This is a genomic window from Antarcticibacterium flavum (assembly GCF_006159205.1).
Taxonomy (GTDB): Bacteria; Bacteroidota; Bacteroidia; order Flavobacteriales; family Flavobacteriaceae; genus Gillisia; species Gillisia flava.
The window spans coordinates 3,195,918-3,220,999 of sequence record NZ_CP040812.1; the positions used below are offsets into that span (position 1 = coordinate 3,195,918).

Here is a 25,082-nt window from a genome sequence, read left to right on the forward strand (position 1 = left end):
ATTAACAGCCTCTTTTTATATTGTGAAATTAATCTCTCAATATATGTTTACTTCAGGCTGTAGATCTATACCGTAATCCTTTAGTATCTTATCCTGGATTTTATGAGCTAGATGGAGAATTTCATTCCCGCTGGCCTCGCCATAATTAACCAAAACCAATGCCTGGTTCTTGTGTACGCCGGCATCTCCCTCCCGGTACCCTTTGAAACCTGCCTGCTCTATTAACCATCCCGCAGGCACTTTAACCTCCTCCTTTGATATACTATAGAACGGGATATCCGGATATTTGTCCTGAAGTTTTATTAGTTGCCCTACAGGAAGCACCGGATTTTTAAAAAAACTGCCACTGTTGCCCAATACCTTTGGATCGGGTAATTTTTGAGATCTTATTTTTATTACTGCGGCCGATACATCCTTTAATCCCGGTTCTTTTATTCCCATTTCCAATAGGGCTTCTTTAATGGAACCATATTCTGTATGGAGGTTGTGATCCTTCCTTGTCAATTGAAAGGTTACACTGGTGATTATATATTTTCCCTTTGCGCTGGTTTTAAATATAGAGCTCCTGTAACCAAAATCGCACTCTTCTTTGGAAAAACTGCGGGTTTCCAGAGTTTGAACATCAATAACATCGCAGGACACAAAGGTGTCCTTTAATTCTACACCATATGCCCCAATATTTTGAATAGGAGCCGTACCGGTATTCCCCGGTATCAAGGACAGGTTTTCAAGTCCCCCTAAATTATGCTCAAGTGTCCATTGAACAGTTTCATGCCAGTTTTCCCCGGCATTTATCCTTACCAGGGCGCTATCGCTGGAGCTGCTTAAAAGTTCCTTCCCTTTCAGGTTAATGTGAAGAACAGTAGCATTGATATCCCTGGTGAGCAGCATGTTGCTGCCACCTCCCAAAATAAATAATTCATTCGAGTAGTTATTCCTCAGGACCTGTTTAAGTTCCCTCATAGAGGAGACAGATATTAACTGCTTTGCGTTAACATCTATTCCAAAAGTATTGTAGTCCTTTAAAGAAGAATTTAGGGAAACGTTCATTATTTCTTGTTGTATTCTGCCAGGGCTACTTTTAAAATTTCAACTGCTCTTTGAAGATTTTCCTTTTTTAGAACATAGGCAATACGTACCTGATTTAACCCTGTATTTGGAGTTGAATAGAAACCTGCAGCCGGTGCTACCATAACAGTTTCGTTATTGTAATGGAAGGTCTCCAATAACCAGCGGGCAAAGTCATCGGCATTCTCAACCGGTAATTCTGCTATACAATAAAAGGCTCCTTTAGGATTGGCTACTCTCACCCCTTCAATGGATTCCAGTCCTTCTACCAATAGGTTTCTTCTACTGGTATACTCCTCTATAACTTCATCAAAATAACTTTGAGGGGTGTCCAGGGCTGCTTCACTCGCAATTTGTTCAAAGGTAGGCGGGCTTAGTCTTGCCTGGGCAAATTTCATAGCAGTTTGGATAACTTCCCTGTTCTTAGAAACAAGACAACCAATTCTTGCCCCGCACATGCTATATCTTTTAGAAACCGAATCTATCATGATAGCATGGTTCTCAAGTTCCGGCAGGCTCATAATGGAAAAATGCTTTACTCCATCGTATGCGAATTCCCGGTATACCTCGTCCGATACCAAATAAATATCGTGTTTAAGCGCAATTTGGGCAAGTTGCTTGATCTCCTCCTCAGTATAAAGATAACCTGTAGGATTTCCCGGGTTACATATGAGGATAGCTTTTGTTTTCGAGGTAATAAGTTTTTCAAACTCCTGGATGGGCGGTAAGGCAAAATTGGTTTCGATCTTTGATTCTACCGGCACTATTTTTACTCCAGAAGCTGTTGCAAAGCCATTGTAGTTAGCGTAAAAAGGCTCCGGGATGATGATCTCGTCCCCGGCATCGGCAATACTTCCCATTGCAAATAATAAGGCCTCAGAGCCGCCGGTGGTTATAATGATGTTATCTCCTTTTACGGGGATATTATTCTTTTCGTAATAAGCAGCAAGTTTATTGCGGTACCCTTCAAATCCAGCCGAGTGGCTGTATGCCAAAACCTCAATAGTATGATTTCTTACCGCGTCCAGTGCAGCCTGGGGGGTTTTAATATCTGGCTGGCCTATATTAAGTTGATATATTGTGCGTCCTTTCCTGGTGGCTTCCTCTGCAAAAGGAACTAATTTTCTAATTGGTGATTCCGGCATGGAAATGCCTTTATTTGAAATACTGGGCATATCTTAAGTTTAAATTTTACTGCTGCAAAAATGCGAAATTTAATGGAGAATTTATTGGTCTATACCAGCATAATAATCTAAAAAAGCGGATTTTAGAATAGAAGACGGATCAAAGCTATTTTGGCTGTATTCAAAGCGGGATAGAGTTCATAAAAAACTCCCGTGATAACGGGAGTCTTCATATAATATAGGCCAGGTGATTACTCGACTACCTTTCCTTTTATTTTAAGAGCTTTCGTAGGTTCATCTGCATTGGAATAAACACTCACTGTCCTGCGTATAGGGCCTACTATATTTGTATCGTATTTAACTTCAATTTTTCCTTTTTCCCCGGGTGCAACCGGTGTTTTTGTCCAGGAAGGAACAGTGCATCCACAGCTGGCGAATACATTGTCGATGGTAAGTGGTGCAGTACCTACATTGGTGAATTCAAATACACGAACCCCATCACTTCCTTTTTTGATTTCCCCGTAATCTATAACCTCAGATTGGAACTGAAATTTAGCAGTGTTTTGAGCCGTCATTGTAGAATAACCGGCCATAAAAATCATACATATTGATATAATTGTTTTCATTTTTTTCTTGGTTTTGACTTGAGAGCGAATTAATAAAGATAGCATTTTTCACCCAATTTTAAAATGGTGATTAAGGAAAGCAACTTCTTTTTTAATCCTCAACTTATAAGTACTTTTGCTTTTATTTTCAAAAATTAGACCACAAATGACGGCGTCCCAACGATATGAAATTCAAAAAGTAGAAGAGAAATGGTATAAATACTGGATGGAGAACGGTTATTTTCATTCAGAAGTTGATGAAAGAACACCGTATACTATCGTAATACCCCCTCCTAATGTTACCGGGGTTCTACACATGGGGCACATGCTCAACAATACCATACAGGACGTTCTAATAAGAAGGGCCCGTTTAAAAGGTTTTAATGCTTGCTGGGTGCCTGGTACAGACCATGCTTCGATTGCTACCGAGGCAAAGGTGGTGGCCAAACTCAAGGCAGAAGGGATATCCAAAGAAGATCTTAGCAGGGAAGATTTTCTTGAACACGCCTGGGACTGGACCCATAAACATGGCGGGATCATCCTGGAACAGTTAAAGAAACTGGGCGCCTCCTGTGACTGGGAACGCACCAAATTCACAATGGATGAGGACATGTCTGCATCAGTGATTAAGGTATTTGTGGATCTTTATGAAAAAGGCCTGGTTTACCGGGGATACCGAATGGTAAACTGGGATCCCGAGGCAAAAACGACCCTTAGTGATGAAGAGGTTATTTATCAGGAGAAGCAGGGGAGCCTTTATTATCTTGAGTATAAAATAAAGGGTAGTGAGGAAAAAGTAACCATTGCCACAACAAGACCGGAAACTATCCTGGGAGATACTGCTATTTGTATTAATCCTAATGATGAACGATTTTCACATTTAAAGGGAAAAACAGCTATTGTACCTCTTGCCAACCGCGAAATACCTGTAATAGAGGATGATTACGTGGATATAGAATTTGGAACAGGATGTCTTAAAGTAACCCCTGCACATGATGAAAATGATAAGGTGCTGGGAGAAAGACATAATCTGGAGGTAATCGATATCTTTAATGAAGATGCTTCTTTGAATTCCTATGGATTGCATTATGAAGGAAAGGACAGGTTCGAAGTGCGCAAAGAGATCGTCAAGGAGTTGGAAGACCTGGGGATCTTAATTAAGACTGAAACACACTTAAATAAAATTGGAACTAGTGAACGTACTGGTGCTGTAATAGAACCACGTTTAAGTGACCAGTGGTTTCTTAAAATGAAAGATCTGGCGAAACCTGCACTGGATGCAGTGATTGAAAAAGAGGTAAACCTGGTGCCAGATAAATTTTTGAACACCTATAAGCACTGGATGGAGAATGTACGGGATTGGAATATATCCCGCCAGCTATGGTGGGGCCACAGGATCCCTGCATTTTATTACGGGCCTGGAAAAGAAGATTTTGTTGTTGCTGAAACTGCAGAACTCGCGCTGGAAAAGGCACGGGAAAAAAGTTCAAACCCAGGGTTGACAGCCCGGGACCTAAGGCAGGATAATGATGCACTGGACACATGGTTCTCTTCCTGGTTATGGCCAATAAGTGTATTCAATGGAATTCTGGAGCCAGATAATAAAGAGATTAACTATTATTATCCTACAAATGACCTTGTCACTGCACCCGAGATCCTTTTCTTCTGGGTAGCAAGAATGATCATTGCCGGCTATGAATTTAGAGGAAAGAAGCCATTCACTAATGTTTATCTTACAGGTATCGTGCGTGATAAACAAAGGCGTAAAATGTCCAAGTCCCTCGGTAATTCACCAGATCCATTAGGATTGATCAATCAATATGGGGCCGATGGGGTACGGGTAGGTATGCTCTTAAGTTCTCCTGCAGGAAATGATCTCATGTTTGATGAGGACCTTTGTAAGCAGGGAAGTGGATTTATAAATAAAATATGGAATTCATTTAAGCTCATTAAAAGCTGGGAGATCGATGACTCCAAAAAGCAACCGGAATCATCGGCAAAAGCAATAGAATGGTATAGATCCAGGTTTCAGAAAACACTTAAAGAAATTGAAGATCATTATTCCCGCTACAGGATAAGTGATGCTTTAATGGCTACTTACAAGCTCGTATGGGATGATTACTGTTCGTGGTTACTGGAAATGATAAAACCTCCTTTTGGGGAAGGTATAGACAGTAAAACTTATGATGAGGTTATTTCTATCCTGGAAAACAATCTAAAAATATTGCATCCATTTGTTCCGTTCATTTCTGAAGAGATATGGCAGCAATTAAAGGAGCGTTCTACCAGGGAGGCTCTAATTATCGCAGAATGGCCTAAGGCGGGAGAAATAGATCCTACGGTAATCGAGGAATTTTCTTTTGCTGCTGAAGTGGTTGGAGGTATAAGAAATATAAGGAAGTCCAAGAATATTTCTTTTAGGAACCCTATTTCCCTTCAAATACTTAATACCGAAGGAGTGACAGAAAGTTTTAATGCTATTATCTCCAAATTGGGAAATGTTTCCGGTATTTCATATGTAGAAAAGCAGGTAGAAGGCGCTTTTTCCTTCCGGGTTAAATCCAATGAATACTTTATCCCTGTGGAAGGCGCGGTAGATGTAGAGGCAGAGCGCAAGAAACTTCAAGAAGAACTTGCTTATACAGAGGGCTTCTTAAAATCTGTTGAGAAAAAATTGAGCAACGAGCGGTTTGTAAGTAATGCGCCAGAAAAAGTGATTGCAATTGAGAGGGCAAAACAGGCAGATGCACAGTCTAAGATCGAGGTCCTTAAAACTAGCCTTGCGTCTTTAAAATAACTTGAAGTTAAATTAAATAGCTTAGTAGGGGAGGTGTTACACTTCCCCTATATATTTTTCTACCATCTGGATATATTTTTTCTTGGCCTCTTCCCTGGAAAGATCCTTAACCTGTAGTAGGGCATTTGCCTTAAACCCCTGCCTGATATCTTCATCATTCCCTGGAGCGTAAAATCCATTGAGTTGAGTAGCACGTTTATAATAGGCATAAAAGTGCAGCATGATATCTGGCGGAAACCTTAGGTGCGTATTACTTGCCATTTCATAAGCTTTTAGAAACTTATGATCTGTAATCTCAGTCATTTTATTTTATTCAATGTTAGCAATAATGCTCATTCCTCCTTTGACCTTGTCCTGGAGTTTCACATTCAATTTAGTGCCCAAAGGTAATAATACATCTACCCTGGAACCAAATTTTATAAATCCGCTGTCGCTGCCCTGTGTGACTTCCTGGCCTTCCTGGGCGTAATTGACTATTCTTTTGGCTAAAGCGCCTGCAATTTGCCTGTAAAGTATCTTACCGGCCACAGGATTCTCCACCACAACTGTTGTGCGTTCATTCTCTTCACTGGATTTTGGATGCCAGGCCACAAGAAACTTCCCGGGGTGATACTTGCTATATCTCACAATTCCTCCAACCGGATGGCGGGTAACGTGAACATTAATAGGAGACATGAAAATAGAAACCTGTAAACGTTTTTCATTGAAAAATTCTTTCTCAAAAACTTCTTCAATCACTACAACTTTCCCGTCTACCGGGGCCATTATGTGTGAATCATTATGTTGCGTGGAGCGCTTTGGGTTTCTAAAGAACTGGATGATCAATAAAAAGATAATAACACTTATAACAAGTATAGCAAACTTGATCCAGTATGTATTAATGGATAAGTAGGATATAACATTCACCGCGATCAATAAGATCGCCGTGATCAAAATAATTCTATGTCCTTCTTTATGAAACATATTCTACAATTAATAAATAGGCGTAAATAAAAGGGCTTGAAAAAATAATACTATCCAGCCTGTCGTACAAACCTCCGTGACCAGGCATTAACTTTCCACTATCCTTAACTCCCGCCTGTCGCTTGAATTTGGATTGTATCAAATCACCCAGTGTACCAAAAATACTTAATATAATTGCCATTCCCAACCAGAACTGGAAATTACGGTAATGGGTAAACTCAAATATAAAATATCCTCCCAGGCAGCTAAAGAGTAATCCCCCGGCAAATCCTTCAATGGTTTTGTTGGGTGAGATCTTTTCATATAGCTTATTCTTTCCAAAATTCTTACCTACAATAAAGGCAAAAGTATCATTTGTCCAGATTAGAATAAATACTCCAACGATCAACACAGGATTGAAGACACCATTGTATGTGGGAATAAGAGTAAGGAAGACAATAGATGAAATAAGGTAAAATATGAGAATGATATATTTCTTTTTCTCAAAAACCGGGATCTTTCGTATAAACAGCAGGTCCTTTACCAGGAAAAGATTTACGAAAATAGTAATACATAAAAGTAAAACGGTTGCGGTTGCATCAAACTTAAGGTAGCTAAAAAGTATAAAGAAAATTGCGTGTACTCCATAGAGTGCATAACTCTTCAATCTTAGTAATTTCTCAAGCTCCAGCAGGCAAACAAAGCCAAGAAGGAAGAAAAGGGAGATAAAAATAAGTTCTGAAGACAGGATTGAGACAACCAATATGGCTATATACAGCAGTCCTGATATAGTTCTAATAATAGATTCCCTCATTTGTTATAGATCTTCCCGAAGCAGCAAATATAGGTTTTTTGTGCTACTTCCATAACTCATAAAATCGCCTTCTTTCTGGGTCTCAAAACTTTTTATGGTAGTTATGTTTGAGGGAATGCGTTCTTTGTTATTGAACTTAATGCCTCTAAGGCCTTCGCCAATGGTATCTACCAACTGGCTGGTTGAGGCGATGATCACAAAATTTGCAGGTAGTTCATTCAGTTTCTTTTCTTTGATCTGGTTCGATGATATAAGTATTGATCCATCGTTGGCGATTAAATATTCGCAGGTAGAAAGAAAAAAGGAAGAATTCCCAGATTTTGTGTATTCCAGGTTAAAATTATTGAATTTACTTTTCAAATTTTCGTCAAAGCAGCAGCTGGTGCTTTCATACCAATCATTTTCAAGAAGTATATTGTCAAAAGCCTCCTGTACTTCTTTATCATTTTCACAATACAGGAATTTACCGCCGTTGTTTTTGAAGTTGAGCATAAATCGCTCATCAGTAGGTAACTTGACATCAGGCATATATTTACCCCTGTCAGCTTTTTCAGAGGTGTCCGGACCTTTGTCTGATTTAGATTTAGGGTTTAAAAATTTTCTAAATAGACTCATATTGAGATTGGGGTTAATAGCGCCTTTATACCAAAGGTAAAAAATCTTAATCTAACACTAGGTCAAATTAAGATTTTTTCCAATAGATTATTAAATTATTTATTAACCGAAGAATCCTGTGTGATCTCTGTATCCTCAGCGGCATCCCCGTCTGTAGAAGAAGGTGAGTCAACCTCCTGGTCTTCTGAAGAATTTGGACTATTTACCCCTTTCTTAGTCACCAGCGGCACTTCCTCTTTTTTGTCGAAGGGACGGTCTCCGAAGATCTTTTGTAAATCGTCTTTGAAGATCACCTCCTTGTCCAGAAGTATCTCTGCAAGTTGGGTAAGTTTATCCTTATTAGCCTGCAACAGGTCAATAGCCCGTTGATATTGAGATTCAATTAAGTTAGAAATTTCTTTATCTATAAGTTCAGATGTCTTTTCACTATAGGGCTTGGTAAAGTTATATTCGCTTTGCCCGCTGGAATCATAGAAGGTAAGGTTTCCTAAAGTCTCGTTAAGGCCATAAATGGTTACCATTGCCCTGGCTTGTTTTGTGACCTTTTCAAGGTCACTTAGAGCACCTGTGGAAATCTTATTAAAGATAACCTTCTCTGCAGCCCGGCCACCCAATGCGGCACACATCTCGTCAAGCATTTGCTCCGGTCTTACAATGAGTCGTTCTTCCGGCAGGTACCACGCAGCTCCCAGGGATTGTCCCCTTGGCACGATGGTTACCTTTACCAGGGGAGCAGCATGTTCCAGCATCCAGCTGGCCGTTGCATGTCCCGCCTCGTGGAAGGCAATTGCTCTCTTCTCCTCGGGAGTAATGATCTTGTTCTTTTTCTCAAGTCCCCCTACTATCCTGTCCACAGCATCAAGAAAATCCTGTTTTCCTACCGCTTTATTCCCTTTACGGGCCGCGATAAGTGCTGCCTCATTACAAACATTTGCAATATCTGCCCCGGAGAATCCTGGGGTTTGTTTGGCAAGGAAGTCTATATCCAGTTCCTCTGCAACTTTTTTGATTGGGCGAAGGTGTACTTCAAAAATTTCTTTTCTCTCTCTTACATCAGGCAGGTCCACATAAATTTGCCTGTCAAAACGACCTGCTCTCATTAATGCCTTATCAAGTACATCTGCCCGGTTGGTTGCAGCAACAACAATTACATTCGTGTTTGTGCCAAAACCATCCATTTCAGTAAGCAGCTGGTTGAGGGTGTTTTCCCGTTCATCATTAGAACCGGAGAAGTTGCTTTTTCCTCTTGCCCGTCCAATGGCATCTATCTCATCAATAAAGATAATAGAAGGTGATTTTTCCTTGGCTTGCTTGAAAAGATCTCGTACTCTTGAGGCACCAACTCCCACGAACATTTCAACGAAGTCTGATCCTGACAGGGAGAAAAAAGGAACCTTTGCTTCCCCTGCAACGGCTTTGGCCAATAAGGTTTTTCCTGTTCCGGGAGGTCCTACCAGGAGTGCCCCTTTAGGAATCTTCCCTCCAAGAGAAGTGTATTTTTCAGGTTGTTTAAGGAAATCAACTATCTCCTGTACTTCCTCCTTTGCGCCTTCCAGACCCGCAACATCTTTAAAAGATGTTTTTACATCTGTATTCTGGTCAAAGAGTTTTGCCTTGGATTTTCCAATATTGAAAATTTGCCCTCCTGCACCACCACCGGCACCAGAGCTCATTTTACGCATTATAAAGATCCATATTCCAATAATAAGGATAAAGGGAAGCAGAGTGAGGAAAATGTCTCCCCATACATTCGACTGTGTATTGTAGGTAACAACGGTGTCTACATTGTAGTTTTCCTTTATACTTTCAATGGAATTCTCAAAATTTTGAAGGTCACCAAACTCAAAAGTATAAGCAGGAGCATCTCCGGCAGCAAAAAGCTCTGGTTCCCCCGCTTTCTTGTGAATATCCTTTGCCTTGGCTTCTTCAGTTAAAAATACCTTAGCGTGAGTCTTATTTACTATCTCAACTTTCTTAACATCCCCGGCTTTTAGAAAAGATTCAAATTCAGCCGGATTTGTTTTTGCAGGTTCATTAAATCCCCCGCCCCCAAGGAAATTAATCCCCAGGAAAATGATGATAATAGCAGCGTAAATCCAATAAGCGCTAAATTTAGGCTTTTTGGGTTCTAACTTTTTATTTGATTGCTTTTTAGCCATTCTTGCTTTGTTAACTTTTAATAATTTGTTTGTATTGAAGTGGTTTTGGCATCACCCCACAAACTTTCAATGTCGTAGTATTCTCTAATATGCTTCTGGAAAACATGTACTACGACTGTTACATAATCCATCAATACCCATTCAGCATTTTCACTACCTTCAATGTGCCAGGGTTTATCTTTAAGAGATTTGCTAACTATTTTTTGTACGGAGTTTACTATGGCGTTTACCTGCGTATTTGAAGTTCCACTGCAGATAACAAAATAATCACAAACGGTATTATCAATTTCCCTTAGGTCAAGAATTTCTATGTTATTTCCTTTAACTTCTTCTATTCCTTTTATGATATGAGCTACAAGTTGATCGTTGTTCGTTTCTTTTTTTGCCATTAAATTTATTTCTTTACGCAAAGTTATTACTTTTTAGTCTTTTTCACGGTCTGTTAACAGAACATTTAACTGCATAAACCGGTCCATATTATATATGCGTATTATCAAAGTTAGTGCCACTGAATCTACAAATAATTTTGCCAGGGAGTGGTTTGCGGCCAACAAAGAAACCTCCCCTGTTGTGATCACGGCAGTAGAACAAACCAGGGGCCGGGGGCAAAGGGGTGCTGGATGGGATTCAAATGCGGGGGAAAACCTTACCTTCAGCATTATTTATCCTTCTCCAGGGGTGGAGGTTCCGGGCCAATTTCTCATTAGTGTCGGCGTAGGCCTGGCGATCATAAATGTGTTGAATTCCTTCAATATTAATAAATTAAGCCTGAAGTGGCCTAACGACATAATGGCAGCAAATTTTAAAATTGGAGGGATCCTTATTGAAAATATACTTTCTGGTGGCAGGATCGCGGCTTGTATTATTGGTGTTGGTTTAAATGTGAATCAACAACACTTCCCCGGCCTACCAAAAGCATCCTCATTGAGGAACACCACGGGAATTGATTTTAACCTGGACCGGGTACTTTCTTTAATAATAAGTGAAGTTGAAAAGACGATGAAAAATATTGGTGAACTACCGGCAGAGGTGATCCTGCGACAATATGAGCAGGTATTGTTCCGGAAAGATAAAATTTCAACCTTTGAATTGCCTTCCGGGGATCTCCTGACAGGGATCATAAAAGGAATATCCCCCACAGGGCTCTTAACGGTCCAGGTGGAGGATAATATTATTAAAAAATTCGATCTTAAAGAATTAAAACTCCTGTTTTAAACATTCTGGATATTCTCACTTAAGGTGTTGATGAACTTCTTAAGAGGTCCTTTCACCATCATAGCTGTCATGGCATTGAAATTACCGTTAAAAAACAGCTGCACCTCGCTTTGATCTTCTCCTGCAGGTTCAATGACAAGGTCTATGGTGAAGTCAAATTTACTTGATGTCGAACCCAGAACTACCAGCTCGGGCTCCCTTGTTTCTTTTATTTGCAGTTCTATTTGAGGCATTCCTTTTAAAGAGAATAAAAAAGTATCCTCTGCTGTAACTTCAAACTTCTCAAGACTCTCAGGCATTACCTGTTCATAATTCTCAACACTCGTTAGGAAATTATACATTTCCTGCTGACTCTTTTGCGTAGTTACTTTTTGGCTTTCTAAATTCATATTATGGTTTCCAGTTACTTGGATCTTGCCGCCAGGATTTTAAAGTCCCGGCTTCAGATGCATTAATATAATTTGTTTTTAAGGCGGTATCTATTAAGTGTTCATAATTGCTCAGGGTGTGAAGTTCGATACCGGATTCGGTAAAATTGTCTTCAGCAACCTGGAAGCCGTAGGAAAATATGGCAAGCATGCCTTTAATATTAGCATTGGCCTCCTTCAGGGCTTTTACTGCATTAAGGCTGCTATTCCCCGTGCTTATTAAGTCCTCAATTACAACCACAGACTGTCCATTTTCCAGGATCCCCTCTATTTGATTTTTACGGCCGTGGCCTTTGGCTTCCGGCCGTACATAGATAAATGGAAGGTTCATATACTCTGCAACCAGCATCCCAATTCCTATAGCGCCTGTAGCCACTCCGGCAATAACATCAGGCTTTCCATATAATTCCTCGATTTGCCGCGCGAAATGCTCTCGCACAAAGTTTCTAATAGGGGGATAAGAAAGGATGATCCTGTTGTCACAATATATAGGGGACTTCCATCCACTGGCCCATGTGAAGGGCTGTTGTGGTTCTAATTTTATTGCTTTAATTTGCAATAATAACTCAGCCGTTTTAATAGCTGTTTCTTTATTTAAAATCATACTGCAAATGTATAAAGTTTTTGTAAATGACATTCCTATAATCCTGTCAACAAAAAAAGATTTTGGGGAAAAATATTCTTCATTTCCTATAAAAACAGTGAAATTAAAAAGAATAATAAAGAAAATTAATAAGGGCGAGTTAATGTTTGTGAATCTTTACCATAAGGATGAGCAAAAACTCTTAAAGCATTTATTTAAAAAGCTCCCTGTAGTTACTGCAGCAGGGGGACTGGTTTATAATGATAAAAGGGAGATCCTTTTTATTTACCGTAATAAACGCTGGGACCTTCCAAAAGGAAAAGTTGAAAAGGGGGAAACCCTTGAGGATAGTGCCATACGGGAAGTCATGGAAGAAACCGGCATAAGGGATCTAAAGATCACCTCTTTTCTTAAGGAAACCTATCACATCTTCAAACGTAAAGATAAACTCAAGATCAAGGTTACCCACTGGTATCAGATGTACAGCGATTTTAAAGGCGAGCTTGTGCCAGAGACTAAAGAAGGCATAAAAAAGGCGAAATGGAAGGATCTGGAAAAAAGCCAGAAGGCGCTTACCAAGTCCTATTCCAATATTAAGCTTTTATTTCCTAAGGAATATCTAGCGGCTAACTCTAAAAACCGGGTAGCGTAAATGGGTGTTTTCATAGTGGCCCGATCTTTCATATATCCATTTAAGCTGGGCGTAGGAGTTGCCGGCAAATTCACTGTCTTTCCTTTTTAGATCGTTGAATTCCTCCTGGATTTCTGGGTTTTCAGCAAGGAAATTTACAGCTACATCTTCAAAGACATAGGGTGAAAAGCCTTCTTTTTGCTGCAGGATGCTATCAAAAAAGTTCCAGTTAAAAAACGAATCGGGAGTGATTGGCTCCAGGGTTTCAATGAGGTATCTCACCCCAGGCTGGAAGGTCTTTATATAAACATCTCCTTTCCTAAAAGTGACTCTCTCAACACTTTTGCTTACTTTGGTATTATAATGAGGGTAGTGGCCTTCAAAGGGGCTGGTCCTGGTCTTGTAATCTTCAATTCTATATGTTTCTACCTGTAAAACAGTATCGCGGGGAAAGCTGCTCATTTCTACTTTATTGGCTTTCAGGATGTTTATTACATTCCACCAGCCTTTCGGGATCACATATGCCCTGGGGATCTCAATCCTCTCAGCCGGGAGGAAATTGTTATAATAATCTATTTCTTTTTCAAAAGGCTTTTCCCTGTTATACTGCAGTTGCTGCCCCCCGGTAAGTTCACTTTCCAAAATTTCACCTTCATATCCCTTAAACTGAAGTTTACTCACGTTGCTGCTGTCAACCTTGAAATTTACAGGGTAATAACGCTCGGTAAGATATTTACGCTGTGCTCTTGCCCTCAAGTCCTTTATTGTTGCCCAATCCCTTTCAGAAACATCTATAAGTGAGATAAGAGATCTGTAAGTTCCATTTACCCTGTCTTTATAAGGTTTAAGCATATGGGTTTCCAACATGACACCAAGGGTGTTGAACAAAGCGGCATATCCAGTGGAATACCTTGGATTATCAAGAAATTGTACGAAACCATCATCTGGAACAGTATTGAAGACGTTTACATACGGGGTTATATCCCAGTCGTGCTGCCATAAGGATTCTTCAAATGCGGGCATCATCCTGTTATGCAAATACTCTCCCAGCTCCCCGCCTAGCTTATCCTTTTGGGTGAAAAGATGGGTAAGGGTATATTGATAATCTGCACCGTTGCTTACGTGAGTATCTACAAAAATATCAGGTTTTACCCGGTGGAATATCTCTGCGAAACTACGGGTGTTTTTAGTGTCGGCTTTAATGAAATCCCTGTTAAGGTCAAAATTGCGGGCATTTCCTCTAAATCCATATTCTGCAGGGCCATTTTGATTGGCACGGGAGGTCGAATTTCGGTTAAGTGCTCCTCCTATATTATATATGGGAATTGTAACCAGGATTGTGTTCTTGGGAGTGGTGATCTTCTTTTCTGCCAGGTCCCTGAATAACATCATGGTAGCATCTATCCCATCACTTTCCCCTGGGTGAATTCCATTGTTGATAAAGATTATGCTATTTTCCTCCCTTATTTTATCGAGATCAAATTCTTCTTTGGGGCTATAAACAGCCACATGTAAAGGCTCGCCACTATCTGTAGTTCCAAATTCCTCAAGGCTTATAGAAGGATAGGCCTCCTGGAGCTGCCGGTAATAATCTATAACTTCGCTGTAGGTGGCCGTTTCCTTACCCTCTGAGCTTTCAAAAACAGTAGTAAAATCATATTCCTTTACCAGCTTATATTTAGATAGATCACAGGAAGAGAGACAGATAGCTGCAAGGAAAATTGCATAGATTTTTTTCATAGGAGCCTTCCGGGTTAATGCTATAAAACTACTTAAATCTCTTAAAGCAGCCAAAACTTATTATTTCGGGCTAAAGAAAACCTTTTCCTGTTAAAGATTCACTAATCCTTGGCCGAAATTTTCGTCTCCCCAAATTAAAAAATTAATTTTATGCGGCCTTTTTGTGATGCAAGAGGGGATAAATTGCTGTTTATTTTTTAATTGGCCGTTGGCCTAATAATATATCTATTGAAATTATTTATAATCCTCCTACTGCTTTTCACTTTTTCAGTAACCCATGTATTCTCCCAGGAAGTGAGGGGAGTTGTTATAGACGGTTCCAGCGCAGAACCTTTAGAGAATGTATATATTCTTATTTCTGAAACAGGTGCTGCCACCACAACCAATGCAGCAGGAGAATTTCAGCTGGCTGTAGATAGTTTTCCCATTACACTGAAAATTTCAGCAGTAGGATATGCAAACAGGACGCTACCTGTTGAAACCGGAGAGCAGTTCCTGAATATTACTATTGATCCTGTTGCTGAAGGTCTTTCAGAAGTAATTATAAGAAGTACCCTTTTGCCGGCTGAACTTAGAAAGATTCCCGCTGCGGTAGGAGTGATCTCTGCAGAAGACCTTACCCGTATAGACCAAACCAATTTCGCGCAGGCTTTTAATAATGTTCCCGGGATCTATGTGAACCAGGGGGCTCTCAATACCACTAAACTTAATATACGCGGGATTGGCGCCAGGTCCCAGTATAGCACCAACAGGATACAGGCTTATTTTGACGGAATACCCCTGACCAGTGCTGAAGGGGAGCTTACCCTGGATGATATTGATCCCGAAGCTTTAGGGGGAGTGGAGATCATCAAAGGCCCAAATTCCAGTATTTATGGAGCAGGGCTGGGAGGTGTTATAAATCTCTATTCCAGGGAACCCGCTATAAATGAAACCCGGGCAGAGGTAAGGTCCCTTTTTGGAAGTTATAATATGAGAAAGCAAACCCTTACTGCATCCCATGGTTCTTCCAACTCCTCCATTTTTGTTAATTATAATGACTTAAGGACAGATGGGTACCGGGATAACGGGGAATACAGCAGGCAGTCGGCGCTTGCCAGCGCCCGACTTAAAACTACTGCCGGCAATACACTTAGTATCCTGGCAAACTTTACCAGGCTTAAAGCCTATATTCCCAGTTCGATTAATGAAGATGATTTTTTAAATGAACCCACAACAGCGGCATTTACCTGGGGTGCTTCAAGAGGTTTTGAATCCTATGACCGCGGAATGCTTGGCGCTTCTTATGAGCATAATTTTTCAGGCAGTTTTACAAACCTCACCAGCGTATTCCTGAATTTTAGGGATGCCTATGAACCCAGGCCTTTTGATATACTTAAGGAAGAGCAGGTCTCCACCGGTGCAAGGACACGTTTTAACTGGGGAACTTCCATGTTGGGAATCCCTTCGCAATTGAGTTTTGGAGCAGAATATTACAAGGAATGGTATGAGACCGGAACCTTTGAGAATTTATACCGCGAATTCGAGGGGCAGGGAAGTGTGTTAGGAGAAAGGCTGAGTAACAATGAGCAGGATCGTAATTATATTAATTTCTTTAGCCAGGTGCGACTGGAGGTCACGAACCGCCTTAATCTCGAGGCCGGTTTTAATTTAAACTCTACCCAATACAGCCTAACCGACCTTTTTGTACAGGACGAGGTAGACCAAACCGGAGATTACAGGTTCAATGCCATCTTCTCCCCAAGACTTGGGGCATCATATGAAATAGGGAATGCAAAAAACCTTTATGCCTCTCTTAGTCATGGATTCTCAACTCCCACGGTAGCTGAAACCCTTACGCCAGAGGGACAGATCAACACAAGCCTTGAAACCGAAAAAGGCTTTAATTATGAAATTGGTTTTAAAGGCAACTGGCTTAATAATGCTTTATATACAGAGGTTGCTTTATACTCCATACGCGTAAGGGACTTGCTGGTAGCACAAAGAGTGGCTGAGGATCGCTATGTAGGGATCAATGCCGGGCGCACTCATCATAATGGTGCAGAGTTCCTTGTGAGTTATAATATTTCCACCGGCAACAAATTGCGCCTTAGGCCATACGTGAATGGAGCTCTTAACTTCTTCGAATTCGACGAATACCTGGACAGGGAGAATGATTTTAGCGGTAACAAGCTACCCGGCGTGCCGGAATATACAGTTAACATTGGACTGGATGCGGGGTATGGCAATTTTAGGCTGTTCAATAACCTCCTCGCGGTTGGAGAAATTCCGCTAAATGATGATAACAATGCTTTTACCAATCCTTACAGTGTCCTAAATGTAAAAGCAGTTTATGACCTGGCAATAATTCAAGACCTCCGTCTTAACTTAAGCGCAGGGGTTAACAATGTATTTGATGAGAACTATGCGGCAAGTGTATTGCCCAACGCGGTGGGATTTGGAGGGGCAGCTCCAAGATATTATTATCCCGGCAATGACAGGAACTATTTTGCAGGGGTGGGGTTGAATTATATCTTTTAATCCAATTATGGTTTTACAATAGCCGGTACCATAAACCCATAATCCCCACCATGCTTTTTAATGTCGCGAACCACTGTCGAGGAAATATGTCCTTTTCCCGGGGAGGCAATTAAGAATACGGTTTCGATCCCTGCCATTTCAAAATTTGCCTGGCCTATGGTCTTCTCGAATTCCAAATCCAGCGCATTTCGTAACCCACGTAAAATAAAACCGGCATTTTCTTTTTTACAAAAATCAACAGTGAGACCTGTATAGGTTTCCACCCTTATTTTCTTCTCTTGCTTAAAGGTTTCGTTCAAAAAATTTACCCGCTCCTCCAGGCTGAACATATATTTTTTATCTGAATTGACACCTATTCCAAGGATGATCTCATCAAATAAAGGCAAAGCTCTTTCTATTATATCTACATGCCCAAGCGTGACTGGGTCAAAGGAACCTGGAAAGACTGCTTTTTTCATTGCCTGATTGGTGTTTTTTTATAAAATTCTCTTGGTAAATATAATTTAAATTAAGCTGATTATTTGAGTGCAGCTTCTATGGTGCTCCCAAAAAGCTTCGTGAGGCTTATGCCCGCTTTTTCAGCTTGTTGGGGTAAAATACTCGCTTCACTCAAGCCGGGGGTTGTATTCATTTCTATAAAATGGGCTTCGCCGTTATGAAAAATGAATTCAGATCTTGTAAGCCCTTTCATTTTAAGTTTTGCGTAAATAAGTTTGGCTATTTCCTGTACTTCCCTGGTTTGCTCATCGGTGATCCTTGCAGGGGTGATCTCCTGGGATTTTCCAAGGTATTTGGCTTCATAATCGAAGAATTCATTTTCAGAAACTATCTCTGTAACCGGTAAAGCCTTTACTTTTCCTTTATAGGTGATCACTCCAACAGAAACTTCGGTACCATCCAGAAAGGATTCTATGATGATCTCATCATCTTCTTTAAAAGCAACTTTGGCAGCCTGTTCCAGGTCTTCAGCTTTTTTAACTTTTGTAATTCCAAAGCTACTACCTGCTTTATTAGCCTTTACAAAACAGGGCAACCCAACTTTCTCTACGATCTCTTCTGCATTGATCTCCTCACCTTTGTTAAGGAAGTAATTTGCAGCGGTTTTAATTCCATAAGGTCGCAGTACACTTATAAGGTCTCTCTTATTAAAAGTAAGTGCCGCCTGATAAAATCCGCAGGAAGTCTGCGGGATTCCAACAAGGTCGAGATAGGCTTGTAAAAGTCCATTTTCCCCGGGCGTGCCATGTATTGTGTTGAAAACACAATCAAAAACTATCGTCTTGTCCTTAATCTTAACCGTGAAGTTACTTTTATTTATAGGGTAAGGAGTATCATCATCTGCCACCACAAACCATTCTTTCTGCATAATATGTACCCGGTAAGGCTGGTACAGGTCGCGGTCCAGGTTTTTATAAACCACGTTTCCGCTATTGATGGAAATGCGGTATTCACTGGAGTAGCCGCCCATTGCAATGGCAATATTTTTCTTCATACCTAATAAATTGGCTTGATTTTCGTTAACAAAAATATGACTATTCACGGGTGCCACCAAAAGTCAGCCGTTTTTATATCTTTGCCTATTATTAAAAATCTATGAGCTTTTTTAAATTTCTTTTCAGCAAGGCCTTTTTAATTCAACTGGGCCTGGCAATTTTGGCGCTGGTAATAGTGGCGTTTCTTGCTCTCCAGTGGTTGGAGTACAGCACAAATCAAGATCAACGTATCGAAGTGCCAGACCTGTCAAGGTTATCCTTAGATGTGGTAGAAGATCGCCTGGCTGAACTTGATCTAAGGTATGAGATCCTGGATTCAGCCAATTTTAATCCCGATTATCCAAGGTATGCCGTAATTGAGCAGGTGCCCCAACCGGGAAAACATGTAAAGGAAAACAGGAAGATATATCTTACGCTTAACCCTTCGGGATACCGAAAAGTTGCAGTGCCGGACCTGGTGCGAAGAACCCGCAGGCAGGTGGAGCCAACCCTTCGCTCCCTTGGATTTGAAATAGGCGATATTACAGAAAAGCCAGATATAGGTACAGATGTGTTGGAGTTAAGGCATAAGGGCAGGCTTATTGAGCCGGGTGATGAGTTGATGAAAACATCTGTCATTGACCTGGTGGTAGGTGATGGCTCGGGCAGGTACCGGGGAGAGGATGAAGAGGAGGAAGATACTTTTATTGAGAATGATGAATTTGAGAGTGATATAAATGACGAATTCTAATAATATAGACCCGGAACTGGAATCCCAGGATGATGATCTTTACGAGCATCATAAATTCACTGCAGATAAAGGCCAGCAGCCGTTACGCGTGGATAAATATTTAATGAACTACATAGAGAATGCTACCAGGAATAAGATCCAGAAAGCGGCAAAGGATGGTAACATTTTCGTAAATAATACACCGGTAAAGTCCAATTATAAGGTTAAACCGGGAGATGTGGTGCAGGTGATGTTTGAACACCCTCCCTATGAATTCCTTCTTACCCCAGAGGATATTCCCCTGGATATCATCTTTGAAGATGAATCCCTTATGGTGGTGAATAAACCAGCGGGAATGGTAGTACACCCCGGCCATGGAAATTATAGCGGCACCCTTATTAATGCACTTGTCTACCACATTGATAATTTACCAAATAACAGCAGTGAACGTCCAGGCCTGGTACACAGAATAGATAAAGATACCAGTGGACTGCTTGTAATTGCCAAGACAGAGGCTGCCATGACGCATCTTTCAAAGCAATTTTTTAAGAAGACCAGTTCCCGGGAATACGTAGCTCTGGTTTGGGGCAATGTCACAGAGGATGAGGGGATTATCGAAGGAAATATAGGCCGCCATCCCAAAAACCGCCTCCAAAATACAGTTTATACAGGAGAGCAGGAAGATATGGGAAAACCTGCAGTTACCCATTATAAAGTTTTGGAACGTCTTGGATATGTAACCCTCGTCTCCTGTAAACTGGAAACCGGAAGAACCCATCAAATTAGGGTGCATATGAAACACATAGGGCATACCCTTTTTAATGATGAGCGATATGGGGGTGATAAGATCCTTAAAGGAACTACCTTCACGAAGTACAGGCAATTTGTTGAGAATTGTTTTAAGATCCTTCCCCGGCAGGCGTTGCATGCAAAGACACTTGGGTTTACTCATCCTGTCACCAAGGAATGGTTAAGCTTTGAAACCCCGCTGCCCCAGGACATGGTAGACTGTGTTGAAAAATGGCGTAATTACTCTAAAAATCAAAAGGATTTTGGTGATGATTAGGGCGTTTCCCCAATGAAAAATTGGGGTCGGGCTTTCGGCAGTCGCTTCCCTTCGAAAAAGAAGGGAGAGCTCCAACAATGCCTCTATCCCTCACGCGTCTATAGAAGCTATCAATAAGTCTATTGGTAACAAATAATGAAATCCTGTGGGATCTTCATTGTTGTAGTGTATTTTTGTGGGTGACAGTAAACCAAATCACATATGAAGATCGTTATTTCCCCCGCCAAAAGTTTAAATTACGAGAGCAAACTTCCCACGACGCGGGGAACCCAACCAGCCTTCCCTGAAACTACAGCAAAGATCAACCGAAAGTTGTCCAGGCTAACAAAAACTGAGATTGCAGAGCTTATGGACATAAGTTCCAAGTTGGCAGATCTTAACTCTCAACGCTACAAGGAGTTTGAAGAAGATCACAACAAAGAAAATTCCCGTCCTGCCATATATGCTTTTGACGGTGATGTGTATAGTGGTATTGACGCCTATACCCTTCCCGTGGAAAAACTGGACCGCCTGCAGGACAGCCTGAGGATACTTTCAGGAATGTACGGTATCCTGCGCCCTTTGGACCTTATGCAGCCTTACCGGCTGGAGATGGGGACTTCAATAGGTATTGAAAGGAAAGATGATCTGTACGCTGTTTGGAAAGAAAAGATAACCGCTTATCTCAATAAAGAACTTGAGGAGGATGAATTATTTATTAATCTGGCCAGTAATGAATATTTTAAAGCTGTGGATCCTAAAAAATTAAAGGTGCCGGTAGTAACTCCTGTTTTTAAGGATTATAAGAATGGCAAATTAAAGATCATTAGCTTTTTTGCAAAAAAGGCGAGAGGAGCAATGGTAAGATATGTTATGGATAAAGACATTAAAACTATAGAAGGACTTAAGGGTTTCGATTATATGGATTACCGTTTTAGCGCAGAAGAATCAAAAAAGAAGAATGAACTGGTATTTACCAGGTAAACTCCTGAATAATAATTAGATATTAATTGCCACCTACGGGTGGCTATTTTATTTTTAACTTTTTATTAACCCCATCCTCCTGTAGTTGCTTCGGGTATGAGGGATATATTTAATAACTTTCAAAAAATGATATCTAATTAAAATACATTCCGGTAATGAAAATAAAGAAAGTTTTAGTTGCAAACAGGGGAGAGATAGCAATAAGAATATTCAGGGCCTGCACAGAGATTGGAATTAAAACAGTGGGTATCTATACCTTTGAAGACCGGTATTCCTTACACCGCTATAAGGCCGATGAGTCTTACCAGGTAGGGGAGGATAAAGACCCCCTTAAACCATACCTTAATATAAATGCAATCATACAGGTAGCTCTTAAGAATGAGGTGGATGCCATCCATCCCGGTTACGGATTTTTATCTGAAAATGCTGAGTTTGCAAAACAATGTGAAGAGAATGGAATTATTTTTATTGGTCCCAAGGTTGAAGTATTAAAATCCCTTGGGGATAAGGTGAGGGCTAAAGAGGTGGCCGTACAAAATGAGGTCCCTATTATTCAGAGTAATGACCGCGAACTCGATTCCCTGGACATTGCCCTGGAAGAAGCTCAAAAAATTGGGTATCCTGTTATGCTTAAAGCCGCCAGTGGTGGCGGGGGCCGTGGAATGAGGGTGATACGTGATGAGGATCAATTAAGATCTGCCTTTCCTGAATCAAAACGGGAAGCCGGAAATGCCTTTGGGGATGACACTGTTTTCATCGAGAAATTTGTAGAGAATCCAAAGCACATTGAGATCCAGATCGTTGCAGATAATCATGGCAACATGGTGCACCTTTTCGAAAGGGATTGTTCGGTCCAGCGGCGTTATCAAAAGGTAATTGAATTTGCCCCATCCCTGGGCCTGGATCAAAACACCAAGGAAAAGCTCTATGATTATGCATTGCGTATTTGTAAGGCAGTAAATTATAATAATATAGGTACAGTAGAATTCCTTGTTGAAAATGGGGAGATCTATTTCATAGAGGTAAATCCAAGGATTCAGGTTGAACATACAGTAACAGAGATAATTACCAATATAGACCTGGTGAAAACCCAGTTGTTCATTGCAGGAGGATATAAACTAAGTGATAAGCAAATAAAGATAGAAGACCAGGATTCGCTTGAAACCAATGGCTATGCATTGCAATGCAGGATCACTACAGAGGATCCAACCAACGATTTTAAACCAGATTATGGTACTATCACTACGTACAGGAGTGCTTCAGGTTTTGGGATACGTTTGGATGGGGGAAGTGTTTACCAGGGGGTAAAGATCTCTCCTTTCTTTGATTCCATGCTTGTGAAGGTATCAGCCAGCAGCAGGACACTGGACGGGGCTTGTAGGAAAATGAGAAGGGCCCTGGCAGAATTCAGGGTGAGAGGGGTGATGACCAATATGGCATTCCTTGATAATATCCTGCAGCATCCCACATTTCGGGAAGGAAAGGTTACAGTGAATTTTATTAAAGATAATCCGGAACTCTTTAAAATAAGGGAAACCAGGAACAGGGCGACAAAAATGGTAAAATTCCTTGGTGATATCACCGTAAATGGCAATCCAGATGTACGTGAAATAGACCCACATAAGAAATTCCTCACGCCAAAAGTGCCCAAATTTGATGAATATGCAGGGTATCCAAAGGGAACCAAAGATTTACTTACAGAGCAGGGGCCTGAAAAATTTTCCAGATGGCTGCGCCACCAGGGGAAGGTCCAATTCACAGATACAACATTTCGCGATGCCCACCAGAGCTTGCTGGCCACAAGAATGCGAACCTATGATATGATGAAGGTGGCCGAGGGATTTGCCAAAAACCATCCGCAGATTTTCAGCATGGAAGTATGGGGAGGAGCTACTTTTGATGTCGCGCTTAGATTCCTAAAGGAGAATCCCTGGGAACGCCTGCAATTGCTTCGTAAAGCAATGCCAAATGTATTGCTTCAAATGTTGCTAAGAGGCTCAAATGGAGTAGGGTATACTGCTTATCCAGATAATTTAATTGAAAGATTTGTGAATGAGGCCTGGGAGAATGGTGTGGATGTCTTTAGGATCTTTGATTCGCTCAACTGGATGCAGTCTATAGAACCCTGCATAAAATATGTGAGAAATAATACCAATGGCCTGGCCGAGGCAGCAATGTGTTATACCGGGGATATCCTAAAACCCAAAAGTTCCAAATATACCCTCGAATATTATGTAGAGCTTGGAAAACAAATGGAAGACGCAGGAGCCCATATACTTGGGATAAAGGATATGGCTGGAATATTGAAGCCTTATGCAGCAGAGGAACTTATTGGAACCCTTAAATCCAGAATAAGTATTCCTATACATTTACATACTCACGATACTTCTTCCATACAGGCTGCTACTTATTTAAAAGCTATTGAAGCCGGTGTGGATGTTGTGGATGTTGCCCTGGGAGGCCTTTCCGGTCTTACCTCCCAGCCTAATTTCAATTCGATCGTGGAAATGCTGGGAACCGAAGATCGCACCCCCGATATTGATATTGAAAAGCTCAATGAATATTCTCATTACTGGGAAGCTGTAAGAAGTTATTATTATCCCTTCGAAAGCGGACTCAAAGCGGGATCTGCTGATGTTTATAAGAATGAGATCCCGGGCGGGCAATATTCCAACCTCAAGCCGCAGGCGGAATCGCTTGGTCTGGCAGACAGGTTCTATGAGATTACCCAAATGTATGAGAAGGTGAATGACCTCTTTGGTGATATTATAAAAGTTACCCCCAGCTCCAAAGTGGTTGGAGATATGGCGCAGTACCTGGTAAGTAACAATCTTAGTATCGAGGATGTCCTGGAAAAAGGAGAAAGCCTCTCCTTTCCTCAGTCGGTAAAAAGTTTCTTTAAGGGAGATCTTGGCCAACCGGTAGGAGGATTTCCTGAGAAGATCCAGAAGATCATCCTGAAAGATGAAGAACCTTATACCGAAAGGCCAAATGCACACCTTGAACCAATTGATTTTGAAACCGAATTTGAAGAGTTCCGGCAAAATTTTAAGGAGGGAATGGGAAGAAGCCTTGATATAACAGATTTTCTCTCTTATAAATTATATCCAAAAGTCTTTACAGATGCCTATAACCATCACAAGGAATTTGGAAACATTATCACGATTCCCACGAAGAACTTCTTTTACGGTATGAAACCCGGTGAGGAGATCATTGTGGAAATGGATAAGGGGAAGACCCTGCTCATTGAACTTATGTCCATTGGGGAAGCCAATGAAGATGGACTTGTAGATGTGTTTTTTAAAGTAAATGGGCAAACGCGGGCTGTAAAGATTAAGGATAGGTCGGTAAAAGTTGAGAAAGTAAGCCACGTAAAAGCTGATAAGAGTAATCCAAAAGAAGTTGGAGCGCCTTTACAGGGATCTCTGGCTTCTGTTCTTGTGAAGGCCGGGCAGGAGGTCAAAAAGAATGAACCGCTTTTCATAATTGAAGCTATGAAAATGGAAACGACCATTACTTCCAATACGGCCGGGGAGATTGAGAAAGTGGTTTTACCGGCAGGAGAAATGGTCTTTGCCGATGATCTTGTGGTTGTAATGAAATAAGATAC

At 40.9% G+C, this 25,082-nt stretch carries 22 protein-coding genes; 8 read left to right on the plus strand and 14 right to left on the minus strand.

What is annotated here, in order from left to right:
• Positions 1-36: 36 nt before the first annotated feature.
• The 3 genes from murB to FHG64_RS13855 all read right to left on the minus strand — a co-directional run bounded on the left by murB (position 37) and on the right by FHG64_RS13855 (position 2,818).
• The gene (murB, locus tag FHG64_RS13845; RefSeq protein WP_139066959.1) at positions 37-1,050 is read right to left on the minus strand and encodes a UDP-N-acetylmuramate dehydrogenase; all 1,014 of its coding nucleotides are present in this window, start codon (positions 1,048-1,050) and stop codon (positions 37-39) included.
• Positions 1,050-2,243 (minus strand): pyridoxal phosphate-dependent aminotransferase, encoded by a 1,194-nt coding sequence (locus FHG64_RS13850; RefSeq protein ID WP_139066960.1) that lies wholly within the window; start codon positions 2,241-2,243, stop codon positions 1,050-1,052. Before FHG64_RS13850 ends, murB begins: the two co-directional genes overlap by 1 nt.
• 200 nt (positions 2,244-2,443) lie before the next feature.
• A complete protein-coding gene (locus FHG64_RS13855) occupies positions 2,444-2,818 on the minus strand; it encodes a DUF1573 domain-containing protein (protein WP_139066961.1) in 375 nt (124 codons plus the stop codon).
• A gap of 145 nt (positions 2,819-2,963) precedes the next feature.
• On the opposite strand from FHG64_RS13855, the gene FHG64_RS13860 reads away from it, so the two are divergent.
• Entirely contained in the window at positions 2,964-5,594 is a 2,631-nt protein-coding gene (locus FHG64_RS13860; protein ID WP_139066962.1) for a valine--tRNA ligase, read from the plus strand.
• A gap of 36 nt (positions 5,595-5,630) precedes the next feature.
• Here FHG64_RS13860 and FHG64_RS13865 read toward each other — a convergent pair whose 3' ends face one another.
• The 6 genes from FHG64_RS13865 to rsfS all read right to left on the minus strand — a co-directional run bounded on the left by FHG64_RS13865 (position 5,631) and on the right by rsfS (position 10,513).
• Positions 5,631-5,897, minus strand: a complete 267-nt coding sequence (locus tag FHG64_RS13865; RefSeq protein WP_139066963.1) for an acyl-CoA-binding protein — start codon at positions 5,895-5,897, stop codon at positions 5,631-5,633.
• A 6-nt stretch (positions 5,898-5,903) separates the two neighbouring features.
• The gene (locus FHG64_RS13870; protein ID WP_139066964.1) at positions 5,904-6,557 is read right to left on the minus strand and encodes a phosphatidylserine decarboxylase family protein; all 654 of its coding nucleotides are present in this window, start codon (positions 6,555-6,557) and stop codon (positions 5,904-5,906) included.
• Positions 6,547-7,350, minus strand: coding sequence for a phosphatidate cytidylyltransferase (locus FHG64_RS13875; RefSeq protein WP_139066965.1), 804 nt, complete (start codon positions 7,348-7,350; stop codon positions 6,547-6,549). Before FHG64_RS13875 ends, FHG64_RS13870 begins: the two co-directional genes overlap by 11 nt.
• A gap of 3 nt (positions 7,351-7,353) precedes the next feature.
• Entirely contained in the window at positions 7,354-7,965 is a 612-nt protein-coding gene (locus FHG64_RS13880; RefSeq protein WP_139066966.1) for an LUD domain-containing protein, read from the minus strand.
• Between the two features lie 95 nt (positions 7,966-8,060).
• A complete protein-coding gene (gene ftsH, locus FHG64_RS13885) occupies positions 8,061-10,124 on the minus strand; it encodes an ATP-dependent zinc metalloprotease FtsH (RefSeq protein ID WP_139066967.1) in 2,064 nt (687 codons plus the stop codon).
• Between the two features lie 17 nt (positions 10,125-10,141).
• On the minus strand, positions 10,142-10,513 hold the full coding sequence (rsfS, locus tag FHG64_RS13890; protein ID WP_139067979.1) for a ribosome silencing factor: 372 nt from the start codon (positions 10,511-10,513) through the stop codon (positions 10,142-10,144).
• Between the two features lie 94 nt (positions 10,514-10,607).
• Between rsfS and FHG64_RS13895 the strand changes: the two genes are divergently transcribed.
• A complete protein-coding gene (locus FHG64_RS13895) occupies positions 10,608-11,339 on the plus strand; it encodes a biotin--[acetyl-CoA-carboxylase] ligase (RefSeq protein WP_139066968.1) in 732 nt (243 codons plus the stop codon).
• On the opposite strand, the gene FHG64_RS13900 is transcribed toward FHG64_RS13895, so the two are convergent.
• Together FHG64_RS13900 and pyrE are read right to left on the minus strand one after the other, a co-directional pair.
• Positions 11,336-11,728 (minus strand): SRPBCC family protein, encoded by a 393-nt coding sequence (locus FHG64_RS13900; protein WP_139066969.1) that lies wholly within the window; start codon positions 11,726-11,728, stop codon positions 11,336-11,338. The genes FHG64_RS13895 and FHG64_RS13900 overlap by 4 nt on opposite strands.
• 1 nt (position 11,729) lies before the next feature.
• Positions 11,730-12,371 (minus strand): orotate phosphoribosyltransferase, encoded by a 642-nt coding sequence (gene pyrE, locus FHG64_RS13905; RefSeq protein ID WP_139066970.1) that lies wholly within the window; start codon positions 12,369-12,371, stop codon positions 11,730-11,732.
• A 7-nt stretch (positions 12,372-12,378) separates the two neighbouring features.
• On the opposite strand from pyrE, the gene FHG64_RS13910 reads away from it, so the two are divergent.
• Positions 12,379-13,002 (plus strand): NUDIX hydrolase, encoded by a 624-nt coding sequence (locus FHG64_RS13910; protein ID WP_139066971.1) that lies wholly within the window; start codon positions 12,379-12,381, stop codon positions 13,000-13,002.
• Here FHG64_RS13910 and FHG64_RS13915 read toward each other — a convergent pair.
• Positions 12,970-14,721, minus strand: coding sequence for a M14 family metallopeptidase (locus FHG64_RS13915; protein WP_139066972.1), 1,752 nt, complete (start codon positions 14,719-14,721; stop codon positions 12,970-12,972). The two genes, FHG64_RS13910 and FHG64_RS13915, sit on opposite strands and share 33 nt — an antisense overlap.
• A gap of 228 nt (positions 14,722-14,949) precedes the next feature.
• On the opposite strand from FHG64_RS13915, the gene FHG64_RS13920 reads away from it, so the two are divergent.
• Positions 14,950-17,241, plus strand: coding sequence for a TonB-dependent receptor (locus FHG64_RS13920; RefSeq protein WP_139066973.1), 2,292 nt, complete (start codon positions 14,950-14,952; stop codon positions 17,239-17,241).
• Between the two features lie 5 nt (positions 17,242-17,246).
• On the opposite strand, the gene coaD is transcribed toward FHG64_RS13920, so the two are convergent.
• Both coaD and FHG64_RS13930 read right to left on the minus strand, forming a co-directional pair.
• Positions 17,247-17,699, minus strand: coding sequence for a pantetheine-phosphate adenylyltransferase (gene coaD / locus FHG64_RS13925; protein WP_139066974.1), 453 nt, complete (start codon positions 17,697-17,699; stop codon positions 17,247-17,249).
• Positions 17,700-17,758: 59 nt separating this feature from the next.
• Entirely contained in the window at positions 17,759-18,733 is a 975-nt protein-coding gene (locus tag FHG64_RS13930; protein WP_139066975.1) for a D-alanine--D-alanine ligase, read from the minus strand.
• Between the two features lie 101 nt (positions 18,734-18,834).
• Here FHG64_RS13930 and FHG64_RS13935 point away from each other — a divergent pair, with 101 nt between their 5' ends.
• From FHG64_RS13935 to FHG64_RS13950, 4 genes are all read left to right on the plus strand, one after another.
• Positions 18,835-19,464, plus strand: coding sequence for a PASTA domain-containing protein (locus tag FHG64_RS13935; protein ID WP_139066976.1), 630 nt, complete (start codon positions 18,835-18,837; stop codon positions 19,462-19,464).
• Complete coding sequence (locus FHG64_RS13940) at positions 19,451-20,509, plus strand: RluA family pseudouridine synthase (protein ID WP_139066977.1); 1,059 nt, start codon at positions 19,451-19,453, stop codon at positions 20,507-20,509. The genes FHG64_RS13935 and FHG64_RS13940 overlap by 14 nt, the downstream gene beginning before the upstream one ends.
• 201 nt (positions 20,510-20,710) lie before the next feature.
• Positions 20,711-21,472: a peroxide stress protein YaaA gene (yaaA, locus tag FHG64_RS13945; RefSeq protein WP_139066978.1), complete on the plus strand. Its 762-nt coding sequence runs from the start codon at positions 20,711-20,713 to the stop codon at positions 21,470-21,472.
• 155 nt (positions 21,473-21,627) lie between these two features.
• Positions 21,628-25,077, plus strand: coding sequence for a pyruvate carboxylase (locus FHG64_RS13950; protein WP_139066979.1), 3,450 nt, complete (start codon positions 21,628-21,630; stop codon positions 25,075-25,077).
• Positions 25,078-25,082 lie beyond the last annotated feature (5 nt).

What these genes read in the sequence shown, in the direction of transcription:
- murB (WP_139066959.1), bottom strand. Translation starts at nt 1,050, where the DNA reads ATGAACGTTTCCCTAAATTCTTCTTTAAAGGACTACAATACTTTTGGA.
- FHG64_RS13850 (WP_139066960.1), bottom strand. Translation starts at nt 2,243, where the DNA reads ATGCCCAGTATTTCAAATAAAGGCATTTCCATGCCGGAATCACCAATT.
- FHG64_RS13855 (WP_139066961.1), bottom strand. Translation starts at nt 2,818, where the DNA reads ATGAAAACAATTATATCAATATGTATGATTTTTATGGCCGGTTATTCT.
- FHG64_RS13860 (WP_139066962.1), top strand. Translation starts at nt 2,964, where the DNA reads ATGACGGCGTCCCAACGATATGAAATTCAAAAAGTAGAAGAGAAATGG.
- FHG64_RS13865 (WP_139066963.1), bottom strand. Translation starts at nt 5,897, where the DNA reads ATGACTGAGATTACAGATCATAAGTTTCTAAAAGCTTATGAAATGGCA.
- FHG64_RS13870 (WP_139066964.1), bottom strand. Translation starts at nt 6,557, where the DNA reads ATGTTTCATAAAGAAGGACATAGAATTATTTTGATCACGGCGATCTTA.
- FHG64_RS13875 (WP_139066965.1), bottom strand. Translation starts at nt 7,350, where the DNA reads ATGAGGGAATCTATTATTAGAACTATATCAGGACTGCTGTATATAGCC.
- FHG64_RS13880 (WP_139066966.1), bottom strand. Translation starts at nt 7,965, where the DNA reads ATGAGTCTATTTAGAAAATTTTTAAACCCTAAATCTAAATCAGACAAA.
- ftsH (WP_139066967.1), bottom strand. Translation starts at nt 10,124, where the DNA reads ATGGCTAAAAAGCAATCAAATAAAAAGTTAGAACCCAAAAAGCCTAAA.
- rsfS (WP_139067979.1), bottom strand. Translation starts at nt 10,513, where the DNA reads ATGGCAAAAAAAGAAACGAACAACGATCAACTTGTAGCTCATATCATA.
- FHG64_RS13895 (WP_139066968.1), top strand. Translation starts at nt 10,608, where the DNA reads ATGCGTATTATCAAAGTTAGTGCCACTGAATCTACAAATAATTTTGCC.
- FHG64_RS13900 (WP_139066969.1), bottom strand. Translation starts at nt 11,728, where the DNA reads ATGAATTTAGAAAGCCAAAAAGTAACTACGCAAAAGAGTCAGCAGGAA.
- pyrE (WP_139066970.1), bottom strand. Translation starts at nt 12,371, where the DNA reads ATGATTTTAAATAAAGAAACAGCTATTAAAACGGCTGAGTTATTATTG.
- FHG64_RS13910 (WP_139066971.1), top strand. Translation starts at nt 12,379, where the DNA reads ATGTATAAAGTTTTTGTAAATGACATTCCTATAATCCTGTCAACAAAA.
- FHG64_RS13915 (WP_139066972.1), bottom strand. Translation starts at nt 14,721, where the DNA reads ATGAAAAAAATCTATGCAATTTTCCTTGCAGCTATCTGTCTCTCTTCC.
- coaD (WP_139066974.1), bottom strand. Translation starts at nt 17,699, where the DNA reads ATGAAAAAAGCAGTCTTTCCAGGTTCCTTTGACCCAGTCACGCTTGGG.
- FHG64_RS13930 (WP_139066975.1), bottom strand. Translation starts at nt 18,733, where the DNA reads ATGAAGAAAAATATTGCCATTGCAATGGGCGGCTACTCCAGTGAATAC.
- FHG64_RS13935 (WP_139066976.1), top strand. Translation starts at nt 18,835, where the DNA reads ATGAGCTTTTTTAAATTTCTTTTCAGCAAGGCCTTTTTAATTCAACTG.
- FHG64_RS13940 (WP_139066977.1), top strand. Translation starts at nt 19,451, where the DNA reads ATGACGAATTCTAATAATATAGACCCGGAACTGGAATCCCAGGATGAT.
- yaaA (WP_139066978.1), top strand. Translation starts at nt 20,711, where the DNA reads ATGAAGATCGTTATTTCCCCCGCCAAAAGTTTAAATTACGAGAGCAAA.
- FHG64_RS13950 (WP_139066979.1), top strand. Translation starts at nt 21,628, where the DNA reads ATGAAAATAAAGAAAGTTTTAGTTGCAAACAGGGGAGAGATAGCAATA.